General features: G+C 61.1%; 21 protein-coding genes. 12 read left to right on the top strand and 9 right to left on the bottom strand.

The window, feature by feature from the left end; translation table 11 throughout:
* Positions 1-44: 44 nt before the first annotated feature.
* Both ACXAEK_RS04680 and ACXAEK_RS04685 read right to left on the bottom strand, forming a co-directional pair.
* Complete coding sequence (locus tag ACXAEK_RS04680; protein WP_475040166.1) at positions 45-323, bottom strand: c-type cytochrome; 279 nt, start codon at positions 321-323, stop codon at positions 45-47.
* Entirely contained in the window at positions 289-984 is a 696-nt protein-coding gene (locus ACXAEK_RS04685; protein WP_475040167.1) for a YceI family protein, read from the bottom strand. Before ACXAEK_RS04685 ends, ACXAEK_RS04680 begins: the two co-directional genes overlap by 35 nt.
* Positions 985-1115: 131 nt before the next feature.
* Here ACXAEK_RS04685 and ACXAEK_RS04690 point away from each other — a divergent pair, with 131 nt between their 5' ends.
* From ACXAEK_RS04690 to infB, 6 genes are all read left to right on the top strand, one after another.
* Positions 1116-1592, top strand: a complete 477-nt coding sequence (locus tag ACXAEK_RS04690) for an RNA polymerase sigma factor (protein ID WP_152615739.1) — start codon at positions 1116-1118, stop codon at positions 1590-1592.
* Positions 1589-2338 (top strand): anti-sigma factor family protein, encoded by a 750-nt coding sequence (locus tag ACXAEK_RS04695; RefSeq protein WP_475040168.1) that lies wholly within the window; start codon positions 1589-1591, stop codon positions 2336-2338. The genes ACXAEK_RS04690 and ACXAEK_RS04695 overlap by 4 nt, the downstream gene beginning before the upstream one ends.
* A gap of 220 nt (positions 2339-2558) precedes the next feature.
* On the top strand, positions 2559-3149 hold the full coding sequence (rimP, locus tag ACXAEK_RS04700; RefSeq protein WP_475040169.1) for a ribosome maturation factor RimP: 591 nt from the start codon (positions 2559-2561) through the stop codon (positions 3147-3149).
* On the top strand, positions 3149-4765 hold the full coding sequence (gene nusA / locus ACXAEK_RS04705) for a transcription termination factor NusA (RefSeq protein ID WP_475040170.1): 1617 nt from the start codon (positions 3149-3151) through the stop codon (positions 4763-4765). The genes rimP and nusA overlap by 1 nt, the downstream gene beginning before the upstream one ends.
* A gap of 26 nt (positions 4766-4791) precedes the next feature.
* Positions 4792-5412: an RNA-binding protein gene (locus tag ACXAEK_RS04710; protein WP_475040171.1), complete on the top strand. Its 621-nt coding sequence runs from the start codon at positions 4792-4794 to the stop codon at positions 5410-5412.
* A gap of 8 nt (positions 5413-5420) precedes the next feature.
* On the top strand, positions 5421-7895 hold the full coding sequence (gene infB, locus ACXAEK_RS04715; RefSeq protein WP_475040172.1) for a translation initiation factor IF-2: 2475 nt from the start codon (positions 5421-5423) through the stop codon (positions 7893-7895).
* Positions 7896-8533: 638 nt separating this feature from the next.
* On the opposite strand, the gene mutT is transcribed toward infB, so the two are convergent.
* The 3 genes from mutT to ACXAEK_RS04730 are packed head-to-tail and all read right to left on the bottom strand — an operon-like array spanning position 8534 to position 11012.
* Positions 8534-8932 (bottom strand): 8-oxo-dGTP diphosphatase MutT, encoded by a 399-nt coding sequence (mutT, locus tag ACXAEK_RS04720; RefSeq protein WP_475040173.1) that lies wholly within the window; start codon positions 8930-8932, stop codon positions 8534-8536.
* A complete protein-coding gene (gene argJ / locus ACXAEK_RS04725; RefSeq protein WP_475040174.1) occupies positions 8929-10155 on the bottom strand; it encodes a bifunctional glutamate N-acetyltransferase/amino-acid acetyltransferase ArgJ in 1227 nt (408 codons plus the stop codon). The genes mutT and argJ overlap by 4 nt, the downstream gene beginning before the upstream one ends.
* Before the next feature lie 5 nt (positions 10156-10160).
* Positions 10161-11012, bottom strand: coding sequence for a peptidylprolyl isomerase (locus ACXAEK_RS04730; protein WP_475040175.1), 852 nt, complete (start codon positions 11010-11012; stop codon positions 10161-10163).
* Between the two features lie 177 nt (positions 11013-11189).
* Between ACXAEK_RS04730 and secA the strand changes: the two genes are divergently transcribed.
* The 3 genes from secA to ACXAEK_RS04745 all read left to right on the top strand — a co-directional run bounded on the left by secA (position 11190) and on the right by ACXAEK_RS04745 (position 16636).
* Positions 11190-13889: a preprotein translocase subunit SecA gene (secA, locus tag ACXAEK_RS04735; protein WP_475040176.1), complete on the top strand. Its 2700-nt coding sequence runs from the start codon at positions 11190-11192 to the stop codon at positions 13887-13889.
* Between the two features lie 254 nt (positions 13890-14143).
* Positions 14144-15058, top strand: coding sequence for a hypothetical protein (locus ACXAEK_RS04740; RefSeq protein ID WP_475040177.1), 915 nt, complete (start codon positions 14144-14146; stop codon positions 15056-15058).
* A 24-nt stretch (positions 15059-15082) separates the two neighbouring features.
* Positions 15083-16636, top strand: coding sequence for a phosphate ABC transporter substrate-binding/OmpA family protein (locus tag ACXAEK_RS04745; RefSeq protein WP_475040178.1), 1554 nt, complete (start codon positions 15083-15085; stop codon positions 16634-16636).
* Positions 16637-16645: 9 nt separating this feature from the next.
* On the opposite strand, the gene radC is transcribed toward ACXAEK_RS04745, so the two are convergent.
* The 3 genes from radC to dnaK all read right to left on the bottom strand — a co-directional run bounded on the left by radC (position 16646) and on the right by dnaK (position 20869).
* Complete coding sequence (gene radC / locus ACXAEK_RS04750) at positions 16646-17410, bottom strand: RadC family protein (protein WP_475040179.1); 765 nt, start codon at positions 17408-17410, stop codon at positions 16646-16648.
* Between the two features lie 273 nt (positions 17411-17683).
* A complete protein-coding gene (dnaJ, locus tag ACXAEK_RS04755) occupies positions 17684-18844 on the bottom strand; it encodes a molecular chaperone DnaJ (RefSeq protein ID WP_475040180.1) in 1161 nt (386 codons plus the stop codon).
* A gap of 78 nt (positions 18845-18922) precedes the next feature.
* On the bottom strand, positions 18923-20869 hold the full coding sequence (dnaK, locus tag ACXAEK_RS04760; RefSeq protein ID WP_475040181.1) for a molecular chaperone DnaK: 1947 nt from the start codon (positions 20867-20869) through the stop codon (positions 18923-18925).
* Positions 20870-21058: 189 nt separating this feature from the next.
* Between dnaK and ACXAEK_RS04765 the strand changes: the two genes are divergently transcribed.
* Positions 21059-21661 carry an alpha-ketoglutarate-dependent dioxygenase AlkB family protein gene (locus tag ACXAEK_RS04765; RefSeq protein ID WP_475040182.1) on the top strand — a complete coding sequence of 201 codons (603 nt, stop codon included), beginning with the start codon at positions 21059-21061 and terminating at the stop codon, positions 21659-21661.
* A gap of 76 nt (positions 21662-21737) precedes the next feature.
* On the opposite strand, the gene ACXAEK_RS04770 is transcribed toward ACXAEK_RS04765, so the two are convergent.
* The gene (locus tag ACXAEK_RS04770) at positions 21738-22559 is read right to left on the bottom strand and encodes an ABC transporter permease (RefSeq protein WP_475040183.1); all 822 of its coding nucleotides are present in this window, start codon (positions 22557-22559) and stop codon (positions 21738-21740) included.
* 112 nt (positions 22560-22671) lie between these two features.
* On the opposite strand from ACXAEK_RS04770, the gene cysQ reads away from it, so the two are divergent.
* Positions 22672-23469: a 3'(2'),5'-bisphosphate nucleotidase CysQ gene (cysQ, locus tag ACXAEK_RS04775; protein ID WP_475040184.1), complete on the top strand. Its 798-nt coding sequence runs from the start codon at positions 22672-22674 to the stop codon at positions 23467-23469.
* The gene (locus tag ACXAEK_RS04780) at positions 23469-24269 is read left to right on the top strand and encodes a 3-deoxy-manno-octulosonate cytidylyltransferase (protein WP_475040185.1); all 801 of its coding nucleotides are present in this window, start codon (positions 23469-23471) and stop codon (positions 24267-24269) included. The genes cysQ and ACXAEK_RS04780 overlap by 1 nt, the downstream gene beginning before the upstream one ends.
* Positions 24270-24325: the final 56 nt, after the last annotated feature.

Here is a 24325-nt window from a genome sequence, read left to right on the forward strand (position 1 = left end):
GTTTAAGGGAGGCCTTTAGGCGGCCATCCCCCTGCTCGATATTCTCAGCTTTCCTGGCGGATATAGGCGATCACGTTCTGGATATCCTCATCCTTTTTCAACCCGCGGAACCCCATGCGGTTGCCAGGCACCACGCCCTTGGGATCAGCCAGGAAAGCCGCCAGCTGATCTTCGCTCCACGTCAGGTTTGCCTCCTGGAAGGCACCTGAGTACTTAAATCCGTCAACGGCGGCGGACCCGGTGCCAATAATACCGTGCAGGCTGGGCCCGGCACCGTTCTTGCCTTCATCAAAGCTGTGGCAGGCTTGGCATTTGCGGAACACTTTCTTGCCCTTGGCCGGATCTCCGGCCAGTGCAACATCGGCTTCCTCCTGAGCCCGGCTCAGCCTGTGCCGTGTCGCCATCGCTTTCAAAAACAAAGCGCGCGGTCACAGGCACCGTGCGGGTAATGCCAGAGAGCTTGGCCAGCTCCTGCAGAATGTCGACGCCTTTGGTGAGCCCCGCATCCTCAACTCCCAGAAACAGCAGGTCATTGGTCGAGACCATCACCTTGCGCTCCGACAGACGGGCCACGAACATTTCTGTTTCCACCGCAATTTCACGGCCCAGAAGGCTCAGCTTGCCTTCCACATCCGCCACCATGGTGCCGCCCGTGGGCAGTGCCTCCAGCGCGGCCATGTTGACCTGTGCTGTCAGTGTGGCCTCGCCTGCGCCTTTGAACACATGCTCGATCATCCGTTCGTTACGGATGTCGATAAAAGTTTCCACGGAGGGCAGCGAGATCGACACCTTCACTGCACCGTTCTTGCTCACCGTGCCGGACAGCTCCTCGAAACTGTTCACCTCGCCGACGCTGTCCTTCTTGATTGAACCATACGCGAGCCTAGAGCTGGCGCCATCCAGCACCCAGTCTCCGGCCAGCACTGCCTGGCCTGCAAAAATCAACGCTGCAACAGAAACGCCACGAAACAGTGAGTTGAGCATCCTATGTCCTTCCGATTATCAATGTTCTTGTGGCACGGTGTTTCGGCCGGCCCTGGGATCAAAACACGGCAGGAGCGCGGATTATTCGCTGGTTCGGCAAAAAATCGGCTGAGGATGAGATCCGGGAGGGGATAAGCCCCCTTTACCCGCGGCTGTGGCGGTTCTGCCTGATGCAGACCGGGCGGCGCGACCGGGCTGACGATCTGGCGCAGATGACCTGCCTGCGCGCGCTGGAGAAACACGCGGGTTATCAGGCAGGCACGCATTTGGACCGCTGGCTGTTCCGCATGGCCCACCGGCTGTGGCTGAATGAGCTGCGCGCAACCGCCGTGCGCACCGGCGGCGGGCTGGTGGCGCTGGAAGAAACCGAGATCCCGGATCAGCGTGCAAACACGGAAACGAATATTTTTGCCCGTGAGGTGTTTTCAAAGATAGGGGAACTGCCCGAAAGCCAGCGGGTCACGGTTCTGCTCGTCTACGTCGAAGGCTTTGCCTACAAAGAGGCGGCGGAGGTTCTGAATGTCCCCATCGGCACGGTGATGAGCAGGCTGGCAGCCGCCCGCAAGAAAATCGCGGCAGAGCTGTCGGAAACGGAGACGGGAACATGAATGAAGCGCAAGCGGCATTCACAGACGAAGAGCTGACGGCCTACCTGGATGGCGAGGCCGACGCCGTTCTGCGCGATCGGGTTGAGCTTGCCTTGACCTCCGACGCTGCCCTGGCGCAGCGGCTGCAGGCGCTCGACTTGCCGGTCGCGGCCCTGCGCGATGCGTTCTCGCCCGAAGCGCTGGGCACACCGCAAATGCCCGAGACGCTGATTCCTGCTCCACGTGAAACCCGCGTGCCGCTGCGGCTGGTGGCCGGGCTGGCACTGGCCTTTGGCCTGGGCGTGCTCTCCACCTACATGCTGCAGCCGGGACCGCAGCCCGCCAAAGCGCCGGGATGGAAGGCGGTCGTTGCCTCCTACCAGTCGCTTTACATCACCGACACGGTTGCAAACGCCGCGCAATCACCCGCGGCCACCGCCGAAGTGCTGGCCGGTTTCGGCAGCGGCCACGGCGTGGACCTGTCCCCGGCGCAATCCGTCGAGGGGCTGGAGTTCAAGCGCGCGCAGCTGCTGGGGTTCAAGGGCAAGCCACTGCTGCAAATGGCCTATCTCGGCCCGGACGGGGTGCCGGTGGCTTTCTGCATCACCCGCTCTTCGGGTGATGACAAGCCGATGCAAAGCGAGGTTCTGGCCGGCATGGCGGCGGCCTCCTGGGTCAGCGATGGTGTTGGATATCTGGTGATTGGCGGTCAGGATCAGGGCTTTGTCGACGCCGTCGCCGAGGATATCCGCGGCAAACTGGGGTAGAGACCAAGAATCCTTTCGCCCGGCTGAAGGCCCATTAAATCCTGCTCTTGTGCCTCGATTGGCATCCCCCCTTGCAGATTCGCCCAAACCCGCCTATATGCCTTTGACAACAGCGGCGCGTTGAACCTCTGGCTCAAGGCTCCACCGGGAAATTCGACGGGCCGCGCGCCCGTTTTTTTGTGTTTGCAGGCCCGGCCTGCGCGCGCCAAGTGGAGGTCTGATGACCAACGACCTGATTGCCAAAGCCGCCATCGACCGGCGCCTGGCCGAGATCGTCACCCCGGTGATCGAGGATCTGGGCTATGAGCTGGTGCGGATCCGGCTGATGTCCGGCAAGACGACAACGCTGCAGATTATGGCCGACAAGCCCAAAGGCGGCATCGAGGTGGATGACTGCGCTGCAATCTCGAACGCTGTCAGCGCCACCCTGGACGTCGAGGACCCGATCATCGATGCCTACAGCCTGGAAGTGTCGAGCCCGGGCATTGACCGCCCGCTGACCCGGCTGAAAGACTTTGATATGTTTGAAGGCTACGAGGCCAAGCTCGAAACCGAAGAGCTGGTCGGCGGCCGCCGCCGTTTCAAGGGCGAGCTGGCAGGCACTGAGGAAGACGAGGTTCTGATCAACATCGAGGATCAGGGCCAATCCGTGACCATCGGTCTGAAATTCGACTGGCTGAGCGATGCCAAGCTGGTTCTGACCGATGAGCTGATCAAGGAAATGCTGCGCCAGCGCAAAGAGGCCGGCACGCTGAACGAAGACGCATTCGACGAAATCGAGACCGAAGAGTTTGACGAGGAGAACAAGTAATGGCGATCACCTCTGCAAACCAGCTGGAGCTGTTGCAAACCGCTGAGGCCGTGGCACGCGAAAAGATGATCGACCCCGGTCTGGTCATCGAGGCGATGGAAGAGAGCCTCGCCCGCGCTGCCAAGAGCCGCTACGGCGCCGAGATGGACATCCGTGTGTCGATCGACCGTAAGACCGGCCGCGCCACCTTTACCCGTGTGCGCACTGTTGTGGCGGATGAAGAGCTGGAGAACTACCAGGCCGAGATGACCGTTGAGCAGGCGCGCCAGTATATGGCGGACCCCGAGGTCGGTCAGACTTTTGTTGAGGAAGTGCCGCCGGTCGAAATGGGCCGGATTGCCGCCCAGTCGGCCAAGCAGGTGATCCTGCAAAAGGTCCGCGAAGCTGAACGCGACCGCCAGTACGAGGAATTCAAAGACCGCGCCGGCACCATCATCAACGGCCTGGTCAAGCGTGAGGAATACGGCAACGTCATCGTCGACGTGGGCGCCGGTGAGGCGATCCTGCGCCGCAACGAGAAGATCGGCCGCGAAAGCTACCGCCCGAACGACCGTGTGCGCTGCTACATCAAGGACGTGCGCCGCGAACAGCGCGGCCCGCAGATTTTCCTGTCGCGCACCGCGCCGGAATTCATGGCCGAGCTGTTCAAGATGGAGGTGCCGGAAATCTATGACGGCATCATCGAGATCAAGGCGGTTGCCCGTGACCCGGGTTCGCGCGCCAAGATTGCTGTTATCTCCTATGACGGCTCGATCGACCCGGTCGGGGCCTGTGTGGGTATGCGCGGCTCCCGCGTGCAGGCTGTTGTGAACGAGCTGCAGGGCGAGAAGATCGACATCATTCCGTGGAATGAGGATCAGCCGACCTTCCTGGTCAACGCGCTGCAGCCCGCCGAGGTCTCCAAGGTTGTTCTGGATGAAGAAGCCGGCAAGATTGAAGTCGTGGTGCCCGAGGAACAGCTGAGCCTGGCCATCGGCCGCCGCGGCCAGAACGTGCGCCTGGCCTCGCAGCTTACCGCGCTGGACATCGACATCATGACCGAGGAAGAGGAATTGGCCCGCCGCCAGAAGGAATTCGAGGCGCGCACCAAGCTGTTCATGGAAACCCTGGACCTGGACGAGTTCTTTGCCCAGCTGCTGGTCTCCGAAGGCTTCACCAACTTGGAAGAAGTCGCCTATGTCGAGCTGGACGAACTGCTGGTCATCGACGGTGTTGACGAAGGCACCGCCGAGGAACTGCAGGCCCGTGCCCGCGACTATCTGGAAGCCCAGGCCAAGGCAGCGATTGACGCGGCCCGTGCGCTGGGTGCCGAGGACAGCCTGATCCATTTCGAGGGCCTGACCCCGCAGATGGTTGAAGCGCTGGCCAAGGACGACGTGAAAACGCTGGAAGATTTCGCCACCTGCGCCGACTGGGAACTGGCCGGCGGCTGGACCAACGACGGCGGCGAGCGGGTCAAGGACGACGGTATCCTGGAGCCCTTCGGCATGTCGCTGGAAGAGGCGCAGGATCTGGTCATGACTGCCCGCATCACCCTGGGCTGGGTCGACCCGGCTGAGCTGGAAGCGGAAGCGTCCGAGGACGAAGACGCCGGTGAAGAGGAAGGCGAAGCCTGAACCCGGGCTTCGTATAGGAGAGCTGAATGACACGCGGCGGCGCCACTAAAGACCGGTCCGAAGGCAGCGAGCGCAAATGCATCGCAACCGGCGAGACCGAACCCAAACAGGGCCTCATCCGGTTTGTGATGGGCCCTGACGGCCAGGTCGTGCCTGATGTGATGGGCAAGCTGCCGGGCCGTGGCGTCTATGTGTCATCCACGCGCGAGGCGCTGGAAACCGCGGTCAAGAAGAAACTGTTTGCCCGCGGCTTCAAGGCACAGGTTCAGCTGCCGGGCGAACTGGTAGAGGAAGTTGAGCGCCAGGTGGTCCGCCGCCTGGTCGAGCTGATCAGCCTGGCGCGCAAGTCCGGCGACGCAGTGGCCGGCTTTGAAAAGGTCAAGGACTGGCTCTACAAGGAAGACGCCAAGGTCCTGATCCAGGCTTCAGACGGCTCTGGGCGCGGAAAGTCGAAGCTGAGCACGCCTTACAAGGGCAAATTTATCGGCTGCCTCACGGCGGACGAGCTGGGAATGGCATTTGGGCGCCAAACTGTGATACATGCCGCCGTCGCCTCTGGCGGACTCAGCAAACGTGTTGTAGATGAGGCGCAACGACTGCAAGGTTTGCGCGAAATGGTGGGCGGCATCGGCCGCACGGAAGGATAAGTAGCTTTATGAGCGATAGTGACGGCAAAAAGACACTGGGTCTGCGTGGGGGTTCCCGTCCGGGGAACGTGAAACAAAGTTTCAGCCATGGACGGACCAAGAATGTCGTAGTGGAAACCAAGCGCAAGCGCGTTGTGGTTCCCAAGCCGGGTGCGGCCAAGGGTGGCAGCGGTGCTGCGCCGGGCGGCTCCGGATCCCGCCGGCCTGCCGGTATCAGTGACGCGGAAATGGAGCGCCGCCTGAAGGCGCTGCAGGCTGCCAAGGCCCGCGAGGCGGAAGAAGCCGCGCAGCGCGAAGCCGAGGAAAAGGCCCGCGCCGAAGAGCGTGAGCGCCGCCGCGCCGAAGCGGAAGCCAAGGAACGCGAGCAGCGTGAAGCCGAAGAGCGCGCACGCCAGAAAGCCGAAGAAGAGGAGCGCAAGCGCGCCGAAGAAGCAGAGGCCGCCAAGCGGGCTGCTGCCGCACCTGCGCCTGCCGCCAAGACGGAGCGCCCGGCACCGAGCAAACCGGCTCCGGCTGCAACCCCGCGCAAATCCGAGCGCGAGCGCGACCAGCGCCCGTCCCGCGGCAAGGGCCGCGATGACAACCGCCGCTCCGGCAAGCTGACACTGGGCCAGGCAACCGGCGGCGAAGGCAACCGCCAGCGGTCTATGGCTGCGATGAAGCGCAAGCAGGAGCGGGCGCGTCAGAAAGCCATGGGCGGCTCGGTTGAGCGGGAAAAGGTTGTGCGCGACGTGCAGCTGCCGGAAACCATCGTGGTTTCCGAGCTGGCCAACCGTATGGCCGAACGGGTTGCCGACGTTGTGAAATCGCTCATGCAGATGGGCATGATGGTTACCCAGAACCAGTCGATCGACGCCGATACTGCGGAACTGATCATTGAGGAATTCGGCCACAAGGTGACCCGTGTCTCCGACTCCGACGTCGAAGACGTGATCAAGGAGGTTGAAGACAAGGACGAGGATCTGAAACCGCGTCCGCCAGTGATTACCATCATGGGCCACGTCGACCACGGCAAAACCTCGATCCTGGACGCAATCCGCAACGCCCGCGTTGTGGCTGGCGAGGCCGGCGGCATTACCCAGCACATCGGCGCCTATCAGGTTCAGACCGAAAGCGGCACCACGCTCAGCTTCCTGGATACCCCGGGCCACGCGGCCTTTACCTCCATGCGCTCCCGCGGCGCGCAGGTGACGGACATCGTGGTACTGGTTGTGGCCGCGGATGATGCGGTCATGCCGCAGACCGTTGAGGCCATCAACCACGCCAAGGCTGCCGAAGTGCCGATGATCGTGGCGATCAACAAATGCGACAAGCCGGCCGCAGACCCGAACAAGGTCCGCACCGATCTGCTGCAGCACGAAGTGATCGTGGAACAGATGTCCGGTGAAGTGCAGGACGTCGAAGTTTCTGCTCATACCGGCCAGGGCCTGGATGAACTGCTGGAAGCCATCGCGCTGCAGGCGGAAATCCTGGAACTGAAGGCGAACCCGAACCGCGCCGCACAGGGCGCCGTGATCGAGGCGCAGCTGGATGTGGGCCGTGGCCCGGTCGCCACCGTTCTGGTTCAGACCGGTACCCTGCGCCAAGGCGACATCTTTGTTGTGGGTGAGCAGTACGGCAAGGTCCGTGCGCTGATCAACGACAAGGGCGAGCGTGTGCAGGAAGCCGGCCCCTCGGTCCCGGTTGAGGTTCTTGGCCTCAACGGCACGCCCGAGGCTGGTGACGTTCTGAACGTGACCGAAACCGAAGCGCAGGCGCGTGAAATCGCCGCCTACCGCGAGCAGGCCGCCAAGGACAAGCGCGCCGCTGCCGGTGCTGCGACCACGCTGGAACAGCTGATGGCCAAGGCCAAGGAAGACGAGAACGTCTCCGAGCTGCCGATCCTGGTCAAAGCAGACGTGCAAGGCTCCGCCGAAGCCATCGTTCAGGCGATGGAGAAAATCGGCAACGAGGAAGTGCGCGTGCGCGTGCTGCACTCGGGCGTTGGCGCGATCACCGAGACCGACGTTGGCCTGGCGGAAGCCTCCGGTGCGCCGATCATGGGCTTCAACGTCCGTGCCAATGCCTCGGCCCGCAACACCGCCAACCAGAAGAGCGTCGAGATCCGCTACTACTCGGTGATCTACGATCTGGTGGATGACGTGAAAGCCGCTGCCTCTGGCCTGCTGTCCGCGGAAATCCGCGAGAACTTCATCGGCTACGCGCAGATCAAGGAAGTCTTCAAGGTTACCGGCGTTGGCAAGGTTGCCGGCTGTCTGGTCACCGAAGGCGTTGCCCGCCGCTCTGCCGGCGTGCGCCTGCTGCGCGACAACGTGGTGATCCACGAAGGCACGCTGAAGACCCTGAAGCGCTTCAAGGACGAAGTTGCCGAGGTTCAGTCCGGCCAGGAATGCGGTATGGCGTTCGAGAACTACGACGATATCCGCCCGAACGACGTGATCGAGATCTTCGAGCGCGAGGAAGTGACCCGCACCCTCGACTGATCCGAGCTTGGCTAGAAATCAGAAACAGGCCCTGGCGTTTTTGCCGGGGCCTGGTTTTTTGGGCTTTTCGATTTCGTGCGGCAGGTAACGATCCGTAAGCTGCTCGTGGCGCTGTTTGTGCTTGTTGACTGATCAATGCAGGCCAGCCGCTGCCGGGCATAAATCACAGCAGCGGCGCCGAAAGACCGCGAGCAGGCGAATGGGCAGCCGAAGCTTCATTCAGTAACTTGAGAACCCGCACGTTTGGAAAGCGCCCGAAACCATAGAGTTAGGTACAGAAAAGGGCAGCTTTCGCAGCTGCCCTTTCCATGCCTGATTAGCGTGAGTGGCGGTTCAGGCGGCCGGTGTTACAGGGTGACCTTCGTAGGTTCTTTTTCCAACCCGCACAGCGATTTTCCCGTCCGGCAATGCCCGTATGAAAATGCCCTGAACCAGTGAAAAACTGCCGACTGCGATTGTTCTAAGCATGGTTTTCTCCTGCCCAATTGCAACTTAGGTAAGTCGTTTGGTCCGTGCTCTGATGCTTGAACAGAATGATTAACAAAAGGTTCACGCACTTTCCCGGGCCAGTTAAAGACCCGGGAAAGCGTTCTGAAGTAAACAGCTGCTTGTGGTGCAGAGTTTTTACAAAGGCAGCTTTACAGCCAATCCCGCAGGATCGGGATCAAAGGAATGTCTGCCGGGGGCATCGGATACTCGCGCAAATCCTGCGGCCGAACCCATTTCAGGGTCTGCCCCTCCCTGGCCTGTGGAATGCCATCCCATTTGCGGCAGGCGAACAAGGGCATCAGCAAATGGAAATCTTGGTAGTTGTGGCTTGCAAAGGTCAGCGGCGCAAGGCAGGAGGCCCAGGTATCAATCCCCAGCTCTTCGTGCAGCTCGCGGATCAGTGCTGCCTCTGGTGTTTCTCCTTGCTCGATCTTGCCTCCTGGAAACTCCCACAGGCCGGCCATGGATTTTCCCTCAGGCCGCTGCGCGAGCAGAACGCGCCCATCGGCATCAATGAGTGCAACTGCAGAAACAAGAACCACCTTCACGACCGGTAATCCGCGTTGATTGAGATGTATTGATGCGTCAGGTCGCAGGTCCAGACAGTGGATTTGCCTTCTCCCAGGCCCAGGTCCACCTTGATGCTAATCTCCTGTTTCTTCATTTCGGCGGCGCCCAGCTCTTCTTTGTAGTCTGGCGAGACCCAGCCTTTCTCCGCAACACGCACATCACCAAAGGAAATCGAAAGCAGATCCCGGTCGGCTTCGGCACCGGATTTTCCGATTGCCATTACAACACGGCCCCAGTTTGGATCTTCGCCAGCGACGGCGGTCTTGACCAAGGGTGAGTTTGCGATGGACATTGCGTGTACTTTTGCATCCGCGTCTGAAGCGGCGCCGGTCACTTGGATCTCCACAAACTTGGTGGCACCTTCACCATCGCGCACAACCTGATGCGAAAGATCCAGCATAACCCTCTCCAGCCCGGCTGCAAATTCCGCATTGCCTGTCGCATCCACGCCGGACGCCCCTGTGGCACAAAGCATCAGACTGTCGGATGTAGAAGTATCGCTGTCGACGGTGATGCAGTTGAAGCTGCGGTTGCAGATTTCGGCCAGCTGGTCTTGCAGAGCGGATTGTTCAACCTTTGCGTCCGTAAAGATGTAAACCAGCATCGTAGCCATGTCCGGTGCGATCATGCCGGACCCCTTGGCAATGCCCGCGATCTTTACTGTCTTGCCGTCGATACCAACGGTGGCACTGGCACCTTTGGCAAAGGTATCCGTGGTCATGATTGCTTTGGCAGCGCCTTCCAAGCTGCCTTCATCCAGTGAGCTGTTCAACTCGCTGACTTTGGCGACGATGCGGTCATGCGGCAGCGGTTCCCCAATCACACCGGTTGAAGCCGTGAAAACGCGTTCGGCCGGAAGGCCGGTTGCCTTGGCAACAGCCGCCGTGATCTCTGCAACGGAGCTCTGCCCGTAGTGCCCTGTGAAGGCGTTGGAGTTACCCGAGTTCACTAGAATTGCCGCGCCAGCACCGGCAGGGCTTCCCAGTTTGGCTTGGCAGTCCAGCACCGGAGCAGAGCGGGTTTTCGACCGGGTAAACACCCCGGCAACCGCGGTGCCAGGGTCCATGACAGCCAGCATTACGTCTGTTCGGTTCTGATATTTCACCCCGGCAGCAACGGATGCAAAACGAACACCCTTGATAACGGGAAGCTCAGGAAAACCAGCCGGAGCCAGCGGAGAGACGGGCATGGATTTGGCCATTGTGATCAGTTCCTTACCAGGCTGAGATCTTTCAGAATGGCCGGATCCAGATCTTCAATCTCCGGCTTTTCAATATCGGATGCGGCGGTCAGCTCGTTCACGCGCTCCTCAACGGCGCTCTGGCGCAGTTCGTCGGCCAGCTGGGCGCGCACTTCCTCGAATTCCGGGGCTTCGGTCTTGCGGCGCTCATGAAGCAGGATCACGTGCCAGCCAAACTGCGTCTGTACAGGGCCGGACACCTCGCCGGAGCGCAGCTTGAGGACAGCTTGCTCAAATTCAGGAACCATGCGGCCAGTAGTGAACCAGCCAAGATCCCCGCCGTTTGGACCGGAAGGGCCGGTAGATTTTTCCTTTGCGAGGATCGCAAAATCTGCCCCCGCATCCAGTTCTTTTTTGACTTCCAGCGCATCTTCTTCGCTCGCGACCAGGATGTGTGCCGCATGAAACTCGTCGCCGCCGTCACCCGAAGAATATTTCTCGTCATAGGCAGCCCGGAGGGCATCTTCTCCGCTGGCGCTGTCCATGACCATTTCGATTACATTGGCTGCCAGCATGGCGCGCTCTTCGTTCTCGACAGACAGCTGAACGTAGCGGGGAATCTCTCCATGCAGCTGCTGCTTCAGCGCTGTTTGCTGGATCAGCTGGTCCAGAATCGCATTGTAGAGGACATCGTCCGGCAATTGCTTGTATTGGGCCGGCAGGTTTTCACGGGCCATGACCATATGGCCGATGGTGATCTCTTCACCGTTGACCGAGGCAACCACCGTGTTGGCATGCGGAGCTGCTGCTGCGGTCAGCGGCAACGCGGCACAAGCGGCAATCGCCATACCGCGCAGAAATGTGAGACCTTTACGCATTGAAACCTTCCTATTCCTTGGCCGCAAAGGGGCCTGGCGTTGACACTCTATACCCTGCCGCTTACATCGCTTTGAGGCCACTGGCAGGACCGTCTTTCCACCATTGTTTATGGGTTGCGGACACGGCGGGCAAGCCTGCCCGATGCAAAGGCCGGACATAGGATCGCTGGAGAAGATATGCTGGGTTTCGGAACACTCGCCAAAAAGGTTTTCGGCACGCCGAACGACCGTAAAGTCAAGGCGACACGGCCGCTGATTGCGCAGATCAACGGGCTGGAGGATGAGTTCGCGAAGCTCAGCGATGACGGTCTTGTGGCCAAGACCGAAGAGCTGCGCAAGCGGGCGCTGGATGGCGAAGGCCTGGATTCGCTGCTGCCCGAAGCCTTTGCCAACGTGCGCGAGGCAGCCAAGCGGGCTCTGGGCCTGCGCGCCTTTGACACCCAGCTGATGGGCGGCGTGTTCCTGCATCAGGGTAACATTTCCGAGATGAAGACCGGCGAGGGCAAGACCCTTGTGGCGACCTTCCCGGCCTATCTGAATGCGCTGACGGGCAAGGGCGTGCATGTGGTTACGGTGAACGAATACCTGGCCAAGCGCGACAGCGAATGGATGGGCAAGGTGTTTGCCCAGCTGGGGATGACCACTGGCGTGATCTGGTCGGGCCAGCCCGACGCTGAGAAAATGGCCGCCTATCAAAGCGACGTCACCTATGCGACGAACAACGAGCTGGGCTTTGACTATCTGCGCGACAACATGAAACCCTCGCTGGATCAGGTTTTCCAGAAGCAGCACAACTTTGCCATCGTCGACGAGGTGGACTCGATCCTGATCGACGAGGCCCGCACCCCGCTGATCATCTCAGGCCCGGCCGAAGACCGTTCCGAACTCTATTCGACAATCGACAAGGTGATCCCGCTGCTGGCGGAGGATCATTTCGAGATCGACGAGAAAACCCGTGGTGTGACCTTCACCGAGGAGGGCAACGAATATCTGGAGCAGATCCTGCGTGAGCACGGGCTGCTGGATGCAGAGGCATCGCTCTACGATCCTGAAAGCACTACTGTCGTTCATCACGTGAACCAGGCCTTGCGCGCCCACAAGCTGTTCCAGAAGGACAAGGATTACATCGTCCGTGATGGCCAGGTGGTGCTTATCGACGAATTCACAGGCCGGATGATGCCGGGCCGGCGTCTGTCCGAAGGGCTGCATCAGGCGATTGAAGCCAAGGAAGAGGTGCAGATCCAGCCAGAGAACACCACCTTGGCCTCTGTGACGTTCCAGAATTACTTCCGCCTCTACGACAAGCTTTCCGGCATGACGGGTACAGCGATGACCGAGGCCGAAGAATTTGCAGAAATCTATGGTCTTGGCGTGGTGGAAGTGCCAACCAACCGTCCAATTGCGCGGGTGGACGAGGACGATCAGGTCTACCGCACCGCGCGCGAAAAATACGAGGCGATGATCAGCGAGGCGAAGGTCGCCCACGAAAAGGGCCAGCCGGTCCTGCTGGGCACCACTTCGATCGAAAAGTCGGAACTGCTGAGCCAGATGCTGCAGCAGGAAGGTATTCCTCACAACGTTCTGAACGCCCGCCACCACGAGCAGGAAGCGCAGATCGTTGCTGATGCCGGCCGTTTTGGCGCAGTGACCATCGCCACCAACATGGCCGGACGCGGCACCGACATCCAGCTGGGCGGCAACGTCGAGATGAAGGTGCTGGAGGTGCTGGCCGCCAATCCTGAGGCCGATCCGGCAGAGCTGCGCGCGGCAGAGGAAGCCAAGCACGCCGAGGAAAAGCAGAAGGTGCTGGACGCAGGCGGGCTTTTCGTGATGGCGTCTGAGCGCCATGAAAGCCGCCGTATCGACAACCAGCTGCGTGGACGTTCGGGCCGCCAGGGCGACCCGGGCCGGACCCGCTTCTACCTCAGCCTCGAAGACGACCTGATGCGCATCTTCGGCTCAGAGCGGCTGGACAAGCTGCTGTCGTCGCTGGGCATGAAGGAAGGCGAGGCGATTATTCACCCCTGGGTGAACAAGTCGCTGGAGCGTGCTCAGGCCAAGGTCGAGGGCCGCAACTTCGACATGCGCAAGAACGTGCTGAAGTTTGACGATGTGATGAACGACCAGCGCAAGGTGATCTTTAAGCAGCGCCGCGAGATCATGGCTGCGGAGGATCTGTCCGAGATCACCGACGATATGCGCCACGAGGTGATCGACGATCTGCTCGATACCCATATGCCGCCCAAGACCTACGCCGATCAGTGGGACACGGCTGGCCTGCAGGAACAAGTCCGCGAAATGCTGTCGATTGAGGCGCCTGTGGCTGAATGGGCCGCCGAAGAAGGCGTCGATGACGAGCAGATTCGCGAGCGGCTGGTTGAAGCTTCGGACAAGATGATGGCGGAAAAGGCTGATGCTTTCGGCCCCGAAAACATGCGCAACATCGAAAAGCAGATATTGCTCCAGACCATAGACAAGAAGTGGCGCGAACACCTGCTGACGCTGGAGCACCTGCGCTCGGTGGTGGGTTTCCGCGGCTACGCGCAGCGCGATCCGCTGAACGAATACAAGAATGAAAGCTTCCAGCTGTTCGAAACCATGCTTGATAGCTTGCGCGAAGAAGTCTCACAGCAGCTCAGCCGTGTGCGTCCGATGACCGAGGAAGAGCAGCAGCAGATGCTGATGGAAATGGCTGCCCGTCAGGCAGCTATGCAGCAAATGGCGGCTCAGCCGGATGCAGCCGCAGCGCCTGCAGAAGACCCGGCGCCGGGTTTTGTGGAGGATGATCCGGCAACTTGGGGCAACCCGTCGCGCAACGACAAATGCCCCTGCGGGTCCGGCAAGAAATTCAAACATTGCCACGGCAGCCTCTCCTGAGGCGGTTGCCGGAATGCGCTGGCCCTGACTCAAAAGGGCCAGCGCCGCAGACTGCGGGGAGCGCATCACCCGCTGTCCAAGCGTATAGCCCGGGTTAGGTCCGGCACCCTCTCTATCGCGATAACTGGCGATGCATTTGTTTCCAGTCAGGCAACGAAGGCTGGGAAAATGCCGGATTCTCTCCTGCATGTAGCCACAAACTGGCCGGCTTTCAGCGGCAGGCTTCCTTAACCAGTCAGGTTCAGGAGGATCGCATGCTGAATAGACAAGTGATGGCGACAAGCGCGATGACGCTGGCGTGCGCCTTGGGTATCGGGTTTTACATGCAGGACACTGGTCCCGGCTGGATCGCCGGTGAAACGGATATCACTGCTGCCGCAGACCCTGAGCTGCCCAGGGAACCAGACACAGCCGGGCTGAAGATTGAAAATATCACACTGACCTCGGCGGTTCCGCAAACGGCTGAAGCGGTCGTGCCGGATCAGGCAGAAAAGACAAAGCCTCAAGCCGCATGTCAAATGACCGCAAAGGCCACGCCTGCGCCTATGGCGATGGTTGACCTGTCTGTCAAAGCGCCGTGCCGTGCAAATGAGCGCCTGACTGTGCACCACAGCGGCATGACGTTCACCGTGCCGCTTGATGCCTCCGGCCAGTATTCAGCCCTGGTGCCGGCACTGGCACAGACAGCTGTTTTCATTGCTGAGACGCCAGGCGGAAATGGCGCGGTTGCGGTGGCTGAGGTGCCGGATTTGCACGGTGTTGAGCGTGTTGTGCTTCAGTGGACCGGCCAAAGCGGTTTTGAGATCCATGCGCGGGAGTTTGGCGCTGCCTACGGCGGCCCGGGTCACGTCTGGCATGGTGCGCAGCCAGATGCCGGGCAAGGCGAGGTTGTACGCCTTGGCGACCACAGCCAGCTGGCACCGCGGATTGCGGAAATCTACAGCTTACCCTCTACGGTTCCGGGGCAGGCAGGGCATGTCGCAATGACTGCCGAGGCTGAGGTCACGGACGCAAACTGCGGCAGGGATATCACCGCCCAAGCACTGCAGCTTCAAGACGGGCATCTGCGCAGCCGGGATTTGGTCATGGCAATGCCGGATTGCGATGCTGCCGGCAGCTTTCTGGTGTTGAATAATCTGGTGGAAGACCTGAAAATCGCCTCCAACTGATTTGCGGTAACTTCAGGTATCCCTATGTCTTTCCTTCGTGCGGCCGTTTGCGCCGCACTTTTTCTCGCAGCGCTGTCACGCGGGCTTGCAGCCCAGGATATCACTTTGTCTTCCCCGGATGGTGCGGTGGAGATCACCGGCACCCTGCTGGGGTTTGATGGAGAGTTCTACCGGGTGCAGACCCAATTTGGAGAACTCACCGTGGACGGGTCGGGGGTTTCCTGCGATGGTCCCGGCTGCCCGAGCTTGTCCGGCTTTGTGGCAGAGGTGACCCTGGCCGGGTCAAGCACCATGTCCGAAGTGCTGCTTCCGGCGCTGATCGAAGGCTTTGCCCTCCGCAACGGCTATCAAACCAGGCGGGAGACATTGCCGGGCGGGAACTTCAGCCATGTTCTCCTGCGCGGGCAAAAACCTGCGGCGCGCTTTACCTTCATGGTCAGCAATACGGACGAAGGCTTTGCTGCCTTGATCGCGGATGAGGCGGACCTTGCCATGGCCTTGCGCGAGATCCGGCCGTTTGAGCGCAAGGCGGCGAAGGCTGCGGGACTGGGCGATTTGACCGGGCCAGGACGGAGCCGTGTTCTGGCGCTTGATGCCTTTGTGCCTATCGTTGCGCCCAGTAATCCGGTCCGGGAGATTTCCCTGCCGGAACTTGCGGATGTGTTCTCAGGCGCTATCACCAACTGGTCAGCGCTCGGAGGTCCTGACGCGCCAATATCCCTGCATATGCCGGTGGCTGGATCAGGGCTGGCCCAGGCTGTTGAGGACAAGCTGCTGGCGCCATTGGGCGATTCATTTTCGCAAGGAATTCATCGCCATGACCGCAGCAGCACGCTGGCCCGCCGGGTTCTGATTGATCCTTTTGCTATCGGCATTGCCAGCTTCGCTGAAAAAGGGTCAGCGCGGATGCTGAGGCTGACCGGCCCGTGCGGCTTTTCCCTGCAGGCCAGCCGCCGGGCGGTGAAGACAGAAGACTATCCGCTGACAGTGCCGATGTTCCTTTACTTGCCTGCCAGGCGTCTTCCGAAAGTTGCCAGGGACTTTCTGGCCTATATTCGCGGACCAGCGGCGCAAGCCGTAATCCGAAGGGCAGGTTTTGTGGATCAGTCGCCTGAACTGATCCCGGTGAACCGGCAGGGCAACCGTCTTGCCAATGCCATTCTCGCAGCGGAAGATCAGTCCGGATTGGATGAGATCCAGCGGCTGGTAACTGTTCTGGGAGGGTTGCAGCGCCTGACTGTCTCCTTCCGGTTCGAACCGGGATCAGCGCGTCCGGATGCGCAGTCCCGCAGCAACATCGAGCAATTGGCCCGGGCTCTGGAAGCGGGGGAATACGATGCCAAAGAGCTTGTTTTTGCTGGGTTTTCAGACGGGGTCGGGCCGGCTGAGGGGAACCGGCAAATTGCTTTGAAACGGGCCAGTGCGGTGCGGGATGCGGTTATTCAATTGGCTGAAACCGCAGATGTGTCGCGCGTGCAAATCAGCGCGGAGGGGTTTGGGGAAGCCCTGCCGATGGCCTGTGACGACAGCGCCTGGGGCCGCCAGATCAACCGCAGGGTCGAGGTTTGGGTGCGCTAGCCGGGCGTGCTAGAGATACCCTTGTGCACGGAAGCTGAGTTCGGTGGATTTACCGATGATCAGATGATCGTGCAGGGTGATTCCCAGGGCGGTCAACGCGGCCTGGATTTGATCGGTCATACTGATATCGCTGTCCGAGGGCGTGGGGTCGCCGGACGGGTGATTGTGTACTAAAATCAAGGCACTGGCGTTCAGTTCCAGGGCGCGTTTGGCAACCTCGCGGGGGTAGACCGGGACGTGGTCGACGGTGCCGCGGGCCTGTTCCTCGTCGGCGATCAGCACGTTCTTGCGGTCCAGGAACAGGATGCGGAACTGTTCGGTCTCGCGGTGGGCCATGGTGGTGTGGCAATAGTCCAATAGCGCATCCCAGCTGGAGATCACCTGGCGCTGCATCACCCGGGCGCGGGCCATGCGGTGGGCGGCGGCCTCCAGCACTTTGAGGTCGGTGATGACCGCATCGCCAATGCCCTTTACTTGCGCCAGCCGCTCCGGTGAGGCCGTCACCACGCGGTTAAAATCCCCAAAGGTATCAAGCAGTTGCCGCGCCAGGGGTTTGACGTCGCGGCGCGGGATGGAACGGAAGAGGACCAGTTCCAGCAGCTCATAATCCGGCATCGCGGCGGCGCCGCCGGCCATGAAACGGTCGCGCAGGCGGGCGCGGTGGTCCTTGATGTAGGAGGGCAGGCGGCCAGCAGTCAGGGGCTGCGCCGGGGCTTCGTCGCTGCCCGGAAACAGCGGCAGGGAGACGTCCTGGAATGAGGGGTCCTGTGCCATGGTGCCATGGTGCCGCCATCATGGTTGAGGAAGTGTTAATGCGGGCTACTCTGCGGCGGCAGCAAGGGGGTGTCTTGCGTGCACCCCCTGTACACCCCCTGTACACCGCCGCGGTGCAGCATGGGGCGTCTGGGCTGGGGATTGCGTAAAGGATGCGCAAAAGAAAAGCGCCCCGGATTGGGGGCGCTTTTGACCGAGTCGTTTGAAGCAATGTGCCGGGGCTCCGCCCGTTCGGCCCTGAAACCGTCCCCCGGACGGCTTCCTAGACGGGCCTTACCCCTTCATCCCATCCCAGAAGCTTTTCACGGATGAAAAGAAGCTGCGGGATTCGGGGTTGGTGTTTTCCTCGGAGATGTCCTCGAACTCGCCCAGAAGCTCCTTCTGGCGGGCGGTGAGGTTCACAGGGGTTTCCACCGCCAGCTCGATGAACATGTCGCCGGTGGCGCCGCCGCGGAGCGCCGGCATGCCTTTGCCGCGCAGGCGCATCTGGCGGCCGGACTGGCTGCCCTCGGGGATCTGCACCCGGCCGCGGCCGCCGTCGATGGTCGGCACCTCGATGGAGCCGCCAAGCGCAGCCTTGGACATGCTGACCGGAACCCGGCAGTAGAGGTTGTTGCCGTCGCGTTCGAACAGGGCGTGGGGGCCAACCTCGACAAAGATGTAGAGATCGCCCGGAGGGCCGCCGCGCAGGCCCGCTTCGCCTTCGCCTGCGAGGCGGATGCGGGTGCCGGTCTCAACCCCTGCCGGGATGTTCACCGACAGCGAGCGGTCTTTTTCCACCCGGCCGTGGCCGTGGCAGGATTTGCACGGGTTCTTGATGATCTGGCCCAGGCCCGAACAGGTCGGGCAGGTGCGTTCCACGGTAAAGAAACCCTGCTGCGCGCGGACCTTGCCCATGCCGGAGCAGGTCGGGCAGGTGGTGGGTTCCACGCCGCCCTCGGCCCCGGTGCCCTCGCAGGAGGTACAGGAGACTGAGGTCGGAACCTTGATGGTCTTGTGCAGACCGCCAAAGGCATCCTCAAGCGAGACACGCAGGTTGTAGCGCAGGTCGGCACCGCGCGACGCCCGCTGCCGTCCGCCGCCGCCACGCTGGCCGCCCATGAAATCGCCGAACAGGTCGTCGAACACATCAGAGAAGGCGGAGGAAAAGTCGCCGCCGCCAAAGCCCTGGCCGCCACCGCCGCCGCGCTGGCCGCCGCCCATGCCGTTTTCAAAGGCTGCATGGCCAAAGCGGTCATAGGCCGCTTTTTTCTCGGCGTCCTTCAGGACGTCGTAAGCCTCATTGGCTTCCTTGAACTGCGCCTCGGCGTCCGGATTGTCCTTGTTCCGGTCGGGGTGCAGTTCCTTGGCTTTCTTGCGAAAGCCTTTTTTGATTTCGTCTGCGGTGGCGCCTTTGGCCACGCCCAGAACGTCGTAATAGTCACGTTTTGACATCGGTTACCCCATCTGCCTCAACGAAAATGGGCCGGTCCGGGGTTCGGACCGGCCCGCCGTGGCCTGAGTGGTCAGGCGTTAGCGCTTGTCGTTGTCCAGGTCTTCGAATTCGGCATCGACGATGTCGTCATCTGCCGGGCCTGCGGCTTCGTCAGCTGCTGCCGGCTCGTCGTCGCCGCCTTCTTCGGCCTGCGCCTTGTAGATCGCCTCGCCCAGTTTCATGGCGGCTTCAGTAACGTTCTGGATGCCGGATTTGATCTTTTCGGCGGTCGATTTCTCGTTTTCCAGATCGTCTTTCAGCGCGGCAACGGCCAGTTCGATCACTTCGACGGTGGACGGATCGACCTTGTCGCCGTGCTCCTCGACCGATTTCTCGGTGGAGTGGATCAGCAATTCGGCCTGGTTCTTGGCTTCGATCAGCTCGCGGCGTTCCTTGTCGGCTTCCGCGTTCTCCTCGGCGTCCTTGACCATCTTTTCGATGTCGTCGTCGGACAGACCGCCGGAGGCCTGGATGGTGATCTGCTGTTCCTTGCCGGTCGCCTTGTCCTTGGCGCCGACCGACACGATGCCGTTGGCGTCGATGTCAAAGGTCACTTCGATCTGCGGCATGCCGCGCGGTGCCGGCGGGATTTCCTCGAGGTTGAACTGGCCCAGCATCTTGTTGTCTGCGGCCATTTCACGCTCACCCTGGAACACCCGGATGGTCACGGCGTTCTGGTTGTCTTCCGCGGTCGAGAACACCTGCGACTTCTTGGTCGGGATGGTGGTGTTGCGGTCGATCAGGCGGGTGAAGACACCGCCCAGGGTTTCGATGCCGAGCGACAGCGGGGTCACGTCGAGCAGCACCACGTCCTTGACGTCGCCCTGCAGAACGCCGGCCTGGATAGCGGCGCCCATGGCAACCACTTCATCCGGGTTCACGCCCTTGTGCGGCTCCTTGCCGAAGAACTTGGTCACCTCGTCGATGACTTTGGGCATCCGGGTCATGCCGCCGACCAGGACCACCTCGTCAATGTCGGAAGCGGAGAGGCCCGCGTCCTTGAGGGCTGCCTTGCACGGATCCATCGAGCGCTTGATCAGGTCGGAGACCAGGCTTTCCAGCTTGGCGCGGGTCAGCTTCATCACCATGTGCAGCGGCTGGCCCGAGGACGGGTCCATCGAGATGAACGGCTGGTTGATCTCGGTTTGCGAGGTGGAGGACAGTTCGATCTTGGCTTTCTCAGCGGCTTCTTTCAGGCGCTGCAGGGCCATCTTGTCCTTGGACAGATCGACGCCGTTTTCCTTTTTGAACTCATCCGCCAGGTAGTTGACGATGCGCATGTCGAAGTCTTCGCCGCCCAGGAAGGTGTCGCCGTTGGTCGACTTCACTTCGAACAGGCCGTCGTCGATTTCCAGGATGGTCACGTCGAAGGTGCCGCCGCCGAGGTCATAGACGGCGATGGTCTGGGTGTTTTCCTTGTCCAGGCCATAGGCCAGCGCAGCCGCGGTCGGCTCGTTGATGATGCGCAGCACTTCGAGGCCTGCGATCTTGCCGGCGTCTTTGGTGGCCTGACGCTGGGCGTCGTTGAAGTAGGCAGGCACGGTGATCACCGCCTGGGTGACTTCCTCGCCCAGGTAGGATTCCGCGGTTTCCTTCATCTTGCCCAGGGTGAAGGCGGAGATTTGCGACGGGGAGTATTTCTCACCCTTGGCTTCGACCCATGCGTCGCCGTTGCCGCCGTTGACGATGGCGAAGGGCACCATCTTCTTGTCTTTTTCGACGGCGGGGTCGTCGAACCGGCGGCCGATCAGGCGCTTGACGCCGAACACGGTGTTGTCGGGGTTGGTGACGGCCTGGCGTTTGGCGGGCTGGCCGACCAGGCGCTCGTCGTCGGTGAAGGCAACGATCGACGGGGTGGTGCGCGCGCCCTCGGCGTTTTCGATCACGCGGGGCTGGGAGCCGTCCATGATGGCCACGCAGGAGTTGGTGGTACCCAGGTCGATGCCGATAACTTTGCTCATTTGCGATCCCTTTTTACTACTCAAGGCGATTACCCGAGGCCTGAACCCGCAACGGCATCCTGGCCCCGATTGTTTTGCGGTTTGGTCTGCACCTTGCCGCGTCCCGGCGTATATAGGGACGTGAAAACGGCCCTGCAAGCGCCAGTGCACGCCCGGAGGCGTGAATCAATGCGCTTTTTTGCAAGGGGCTTGGTTAAGGATGGATGAACGGCAATGACCCTGCTGCGGGTGCGCGGATTTGATGTTCACAAGGGGTATCTGGATGCTGCCCGGCAGGCGGCGCTGATCGAGGCGCTGCGCCCGGTGCTGAAGGCGGCGCCGCTGTTTTCGCCGAAAGTCCGGGGCGGCGGGCAGATGTCGGTGCGGATGACCTCAGCCGGGCGGTTCGGCTGGTACTCGGATGCGGCGGGCTACCGCTATGCGGAACAGCACCCGTCGGGGCGGGACTGGCCTGCGATCCCGGAGGAGGTGCTGGAAATCTGGCGCGGGCTGACCGGGCTGGAGCGGCAGCCGGAGTGCTGCCTGCTGAACTATTACGGCGTGGGGGCGAAGATGGGGCTGCATCAGGACAAGGATGAAGCGGATTTCTCCTTTCCGGTTGTCTCAATTTCGCTGGGCGACGACGGGCTGTTCCGGATCGGCAATCAGACCCGCGGAGGCAGGACAGAATTGGTCTGGCTTGGTTCGGGGGATGTGGTGGTGATGGGTGGCGAGGCGCGGCTTACCTATCACGGGGTGGACCGGATCCGGTTCCGGTCCTCCCGCCTGCTGCCGAAGGGCGGAAGAATCAACCTGACCCTGCGCGTGGTCACCTGACGCCGGCGGGGGCAAAAGTTTTACGGAAAACTTTTGCCACGACTTTTGCTGAAAAGTCTTAGGCAGGCACCCGGGGTCAGCGCCGCGCGCTCCAGCTGATGGAGACCTGGCGCCGGGTGTAGAATTCGCCCATCAGCCCGATCACGATCAGCACCAGGGCCACCCAGGCCGCATACTGCCAGGAGCTGAAATGCGGATTGTAGTTGATGAAGACAAAGCCGCGGGACTGGTCAATGCAATGGAACAGCGGGTTCCAGTCGAACATGGCCAGCATGAAGCTTGGCAGTGTGTTGGCGAGGAACATCTTGCCCGAGGCGATCATATTGGCGCGCTGGTAGATCATCGTCAGGATGCCGACCAGCCCGGGCGCCCAGGGTTTGAGGACAAGAAACACCAGTCCGACGGCTGCACCGGTTATCCAGGACAACAGGATCATGCCAAACGCGGGAATAGGCTCCTCAATGTGCAGGGGGGTAAAGGCGACGTGGTACACGAACAGAATGATGAACAGGGACAGCACCTGAATATACAGCGCGCCGAGCGCTGCGGACAGGATGGCCACCATCGTATTCATCGGGGCATGCTGCATCATCGGGCTGCTCGGGCCTTCGGCGCCTGAAACCGCACTGACCGTTTTGGTATGCACCATGAACAGGAAGACGCCTGACATCACATACAGGAGGAAGTCGCCCCGGATTGCGGCGCCCTTCAGCCCAAGCAGGGAAAACATGACATAGAAGGCAGCGACAAACAGGACCGCCTGCAGAATGTTCAGGCCAAGCGCGATGAAGGCATTGTTGTGTTTTGACCGCACGCTGCGCACGATCGAGTGGAACACCACTTCGCAAAGTGTGAGGAATCCGGAAAACGAGGATCGCTGCGTGCGCTGCTGAAACATGAGACCTGCATTCTCTGCTCGATTTTGATGCGGCTGCTTGCCGTTCTGTTGTCAGCGCATCATAAGGGGCGAGAGGCAAATTTTCAATTAAAGCCGTGTTAGGGAGATCCGCGTGACATATGAAGACCTGGTGCCCGTGATCCGCCGCCTGGCCATTGAGGCTGGCGCGAAGATTATGGAAATCTACAACGCCGACGATTTCGACGTTAAAGTGAAGTCTGACGACAGCCCGGTGACCGAAGCGGACGAGGCAGCGGATGCCCTGATCTCAGCCGGTCTGCGGGCGGCGTTCCCGGAGATGATGCTGGTCACGGAGGAGCAGGCGGCCTCGCACAAGGAGCGCGGCGATACCTTCCTGATCGTTGACCCGCTGGACGGCACCAAGGAGTTCATCCACCGCCGGGGCGACTTCACCGTGAACATCGCGCTGGTGGAAAATGGCGTTCCGACCCGCGGCGTGGTCTATGCGCCGGCCAAGCAGCGGATGTTCTTTACCCTGGCGGATGGCAGCGCGGTGGAGGAAACCGGAGCCTTTGATCCCGCAACCATCGGGGAAACCCGGCCGATCCGTGTTGCGCAGAGCGATAATTCCGCGCTGATGGTGGTGGCGTCGAAATCCCACCGCGACCAGGCCACCGACGATTATATCGGCAAATATGCTGTCAAAGACAGCAAGAGCGCCGGCTCCTCGCTGAAGTTCTGCCTGGTGGCCACCGGTGAGGCGGACATCTATCCGCGGGTTGGCCGCACCATGGAGTGGGACACCGCCGCAGGCCATGCGGTGCTGGCCGGTGCCGGCGGCAAAGTGGTGCGTTTTGACGATCATTCCCCGCTGAAATACGGTAAGGAAGGCTATGCGAACCCGTTCTTCATTGCCTATGCTCCGGCTGTGGATCTAAAGAAAGCCTGATGTCAGTTCTGATCGTCATCCCCGCCCGCTACGCTTCTACCCGCTATCCCGGCAAGCCGCTGGTGCCCCTTGCCGGCAGTTCTGGTGAAGCGCGGACATTGATTGAGCGCTCCTGGCGGGCGGCTTGTTCGGTGCAAGGCGCAGACCGTGTTGTGGTTGCGACAGATGACGATCGCATCCGGCAGGCGGCGGAGGCCTTTGGCGCAGAGGTTGTGATGACGCCGGAAGCCTGCGCCAACGGAACCGAGCGCTGTGCGGAAGCGCACGCAGCGCTCGGCGGCGGATATGAAATAGTCGTGAATTTGCAAGGGGATGCGCCGCTGACTCCGCATTGGTTTGTGGAGGAGCTGATCTCGGGCTTGCGCGATGCTCCTGAGATGGGGCTGGCGACGCCGGTTTTGCGCTGCAACGGGGAAACGCTGAACAGTTTGCTGGCCGACCGGCAGGCCGGGCGTGTTGGCGGCACCACCGCGGTATTTGCCGAAGACCGCAGTGCGCTCTACTTCTCTAAGGAAGTGGTGCCTTATTGCGCGCAGACCTTTGGCGATGGCGAAAATACGCCGGTCTTTCACCATGTCGGCGTATATGCCTACCGCCCGGATGCATTGGCAGCATATTCTGGCTGGACAGTAGGGCCGCTTGAGAAACTGGAAGGGTTGGAGCAGCTCCGGTTCCTTGAAAATGGACAAAAGGTTCTATGTGTCGAAGTTGAGGCCCGCGGGCGTGAATTCTGGGAGCTCAACAATCCGGAAGACGTGCCGCGGCTGGAAGCGATGATGAAGAAGATGGGGCTTGAATAGTCTGTGAAGCGTTGTGTGGGCTGGTGCAGGTGAAATCACACTGATGGGATGTGCCC

It is taken from the genome of Leisingera sp. ABM4_101, from assembly GCF_056158725.1.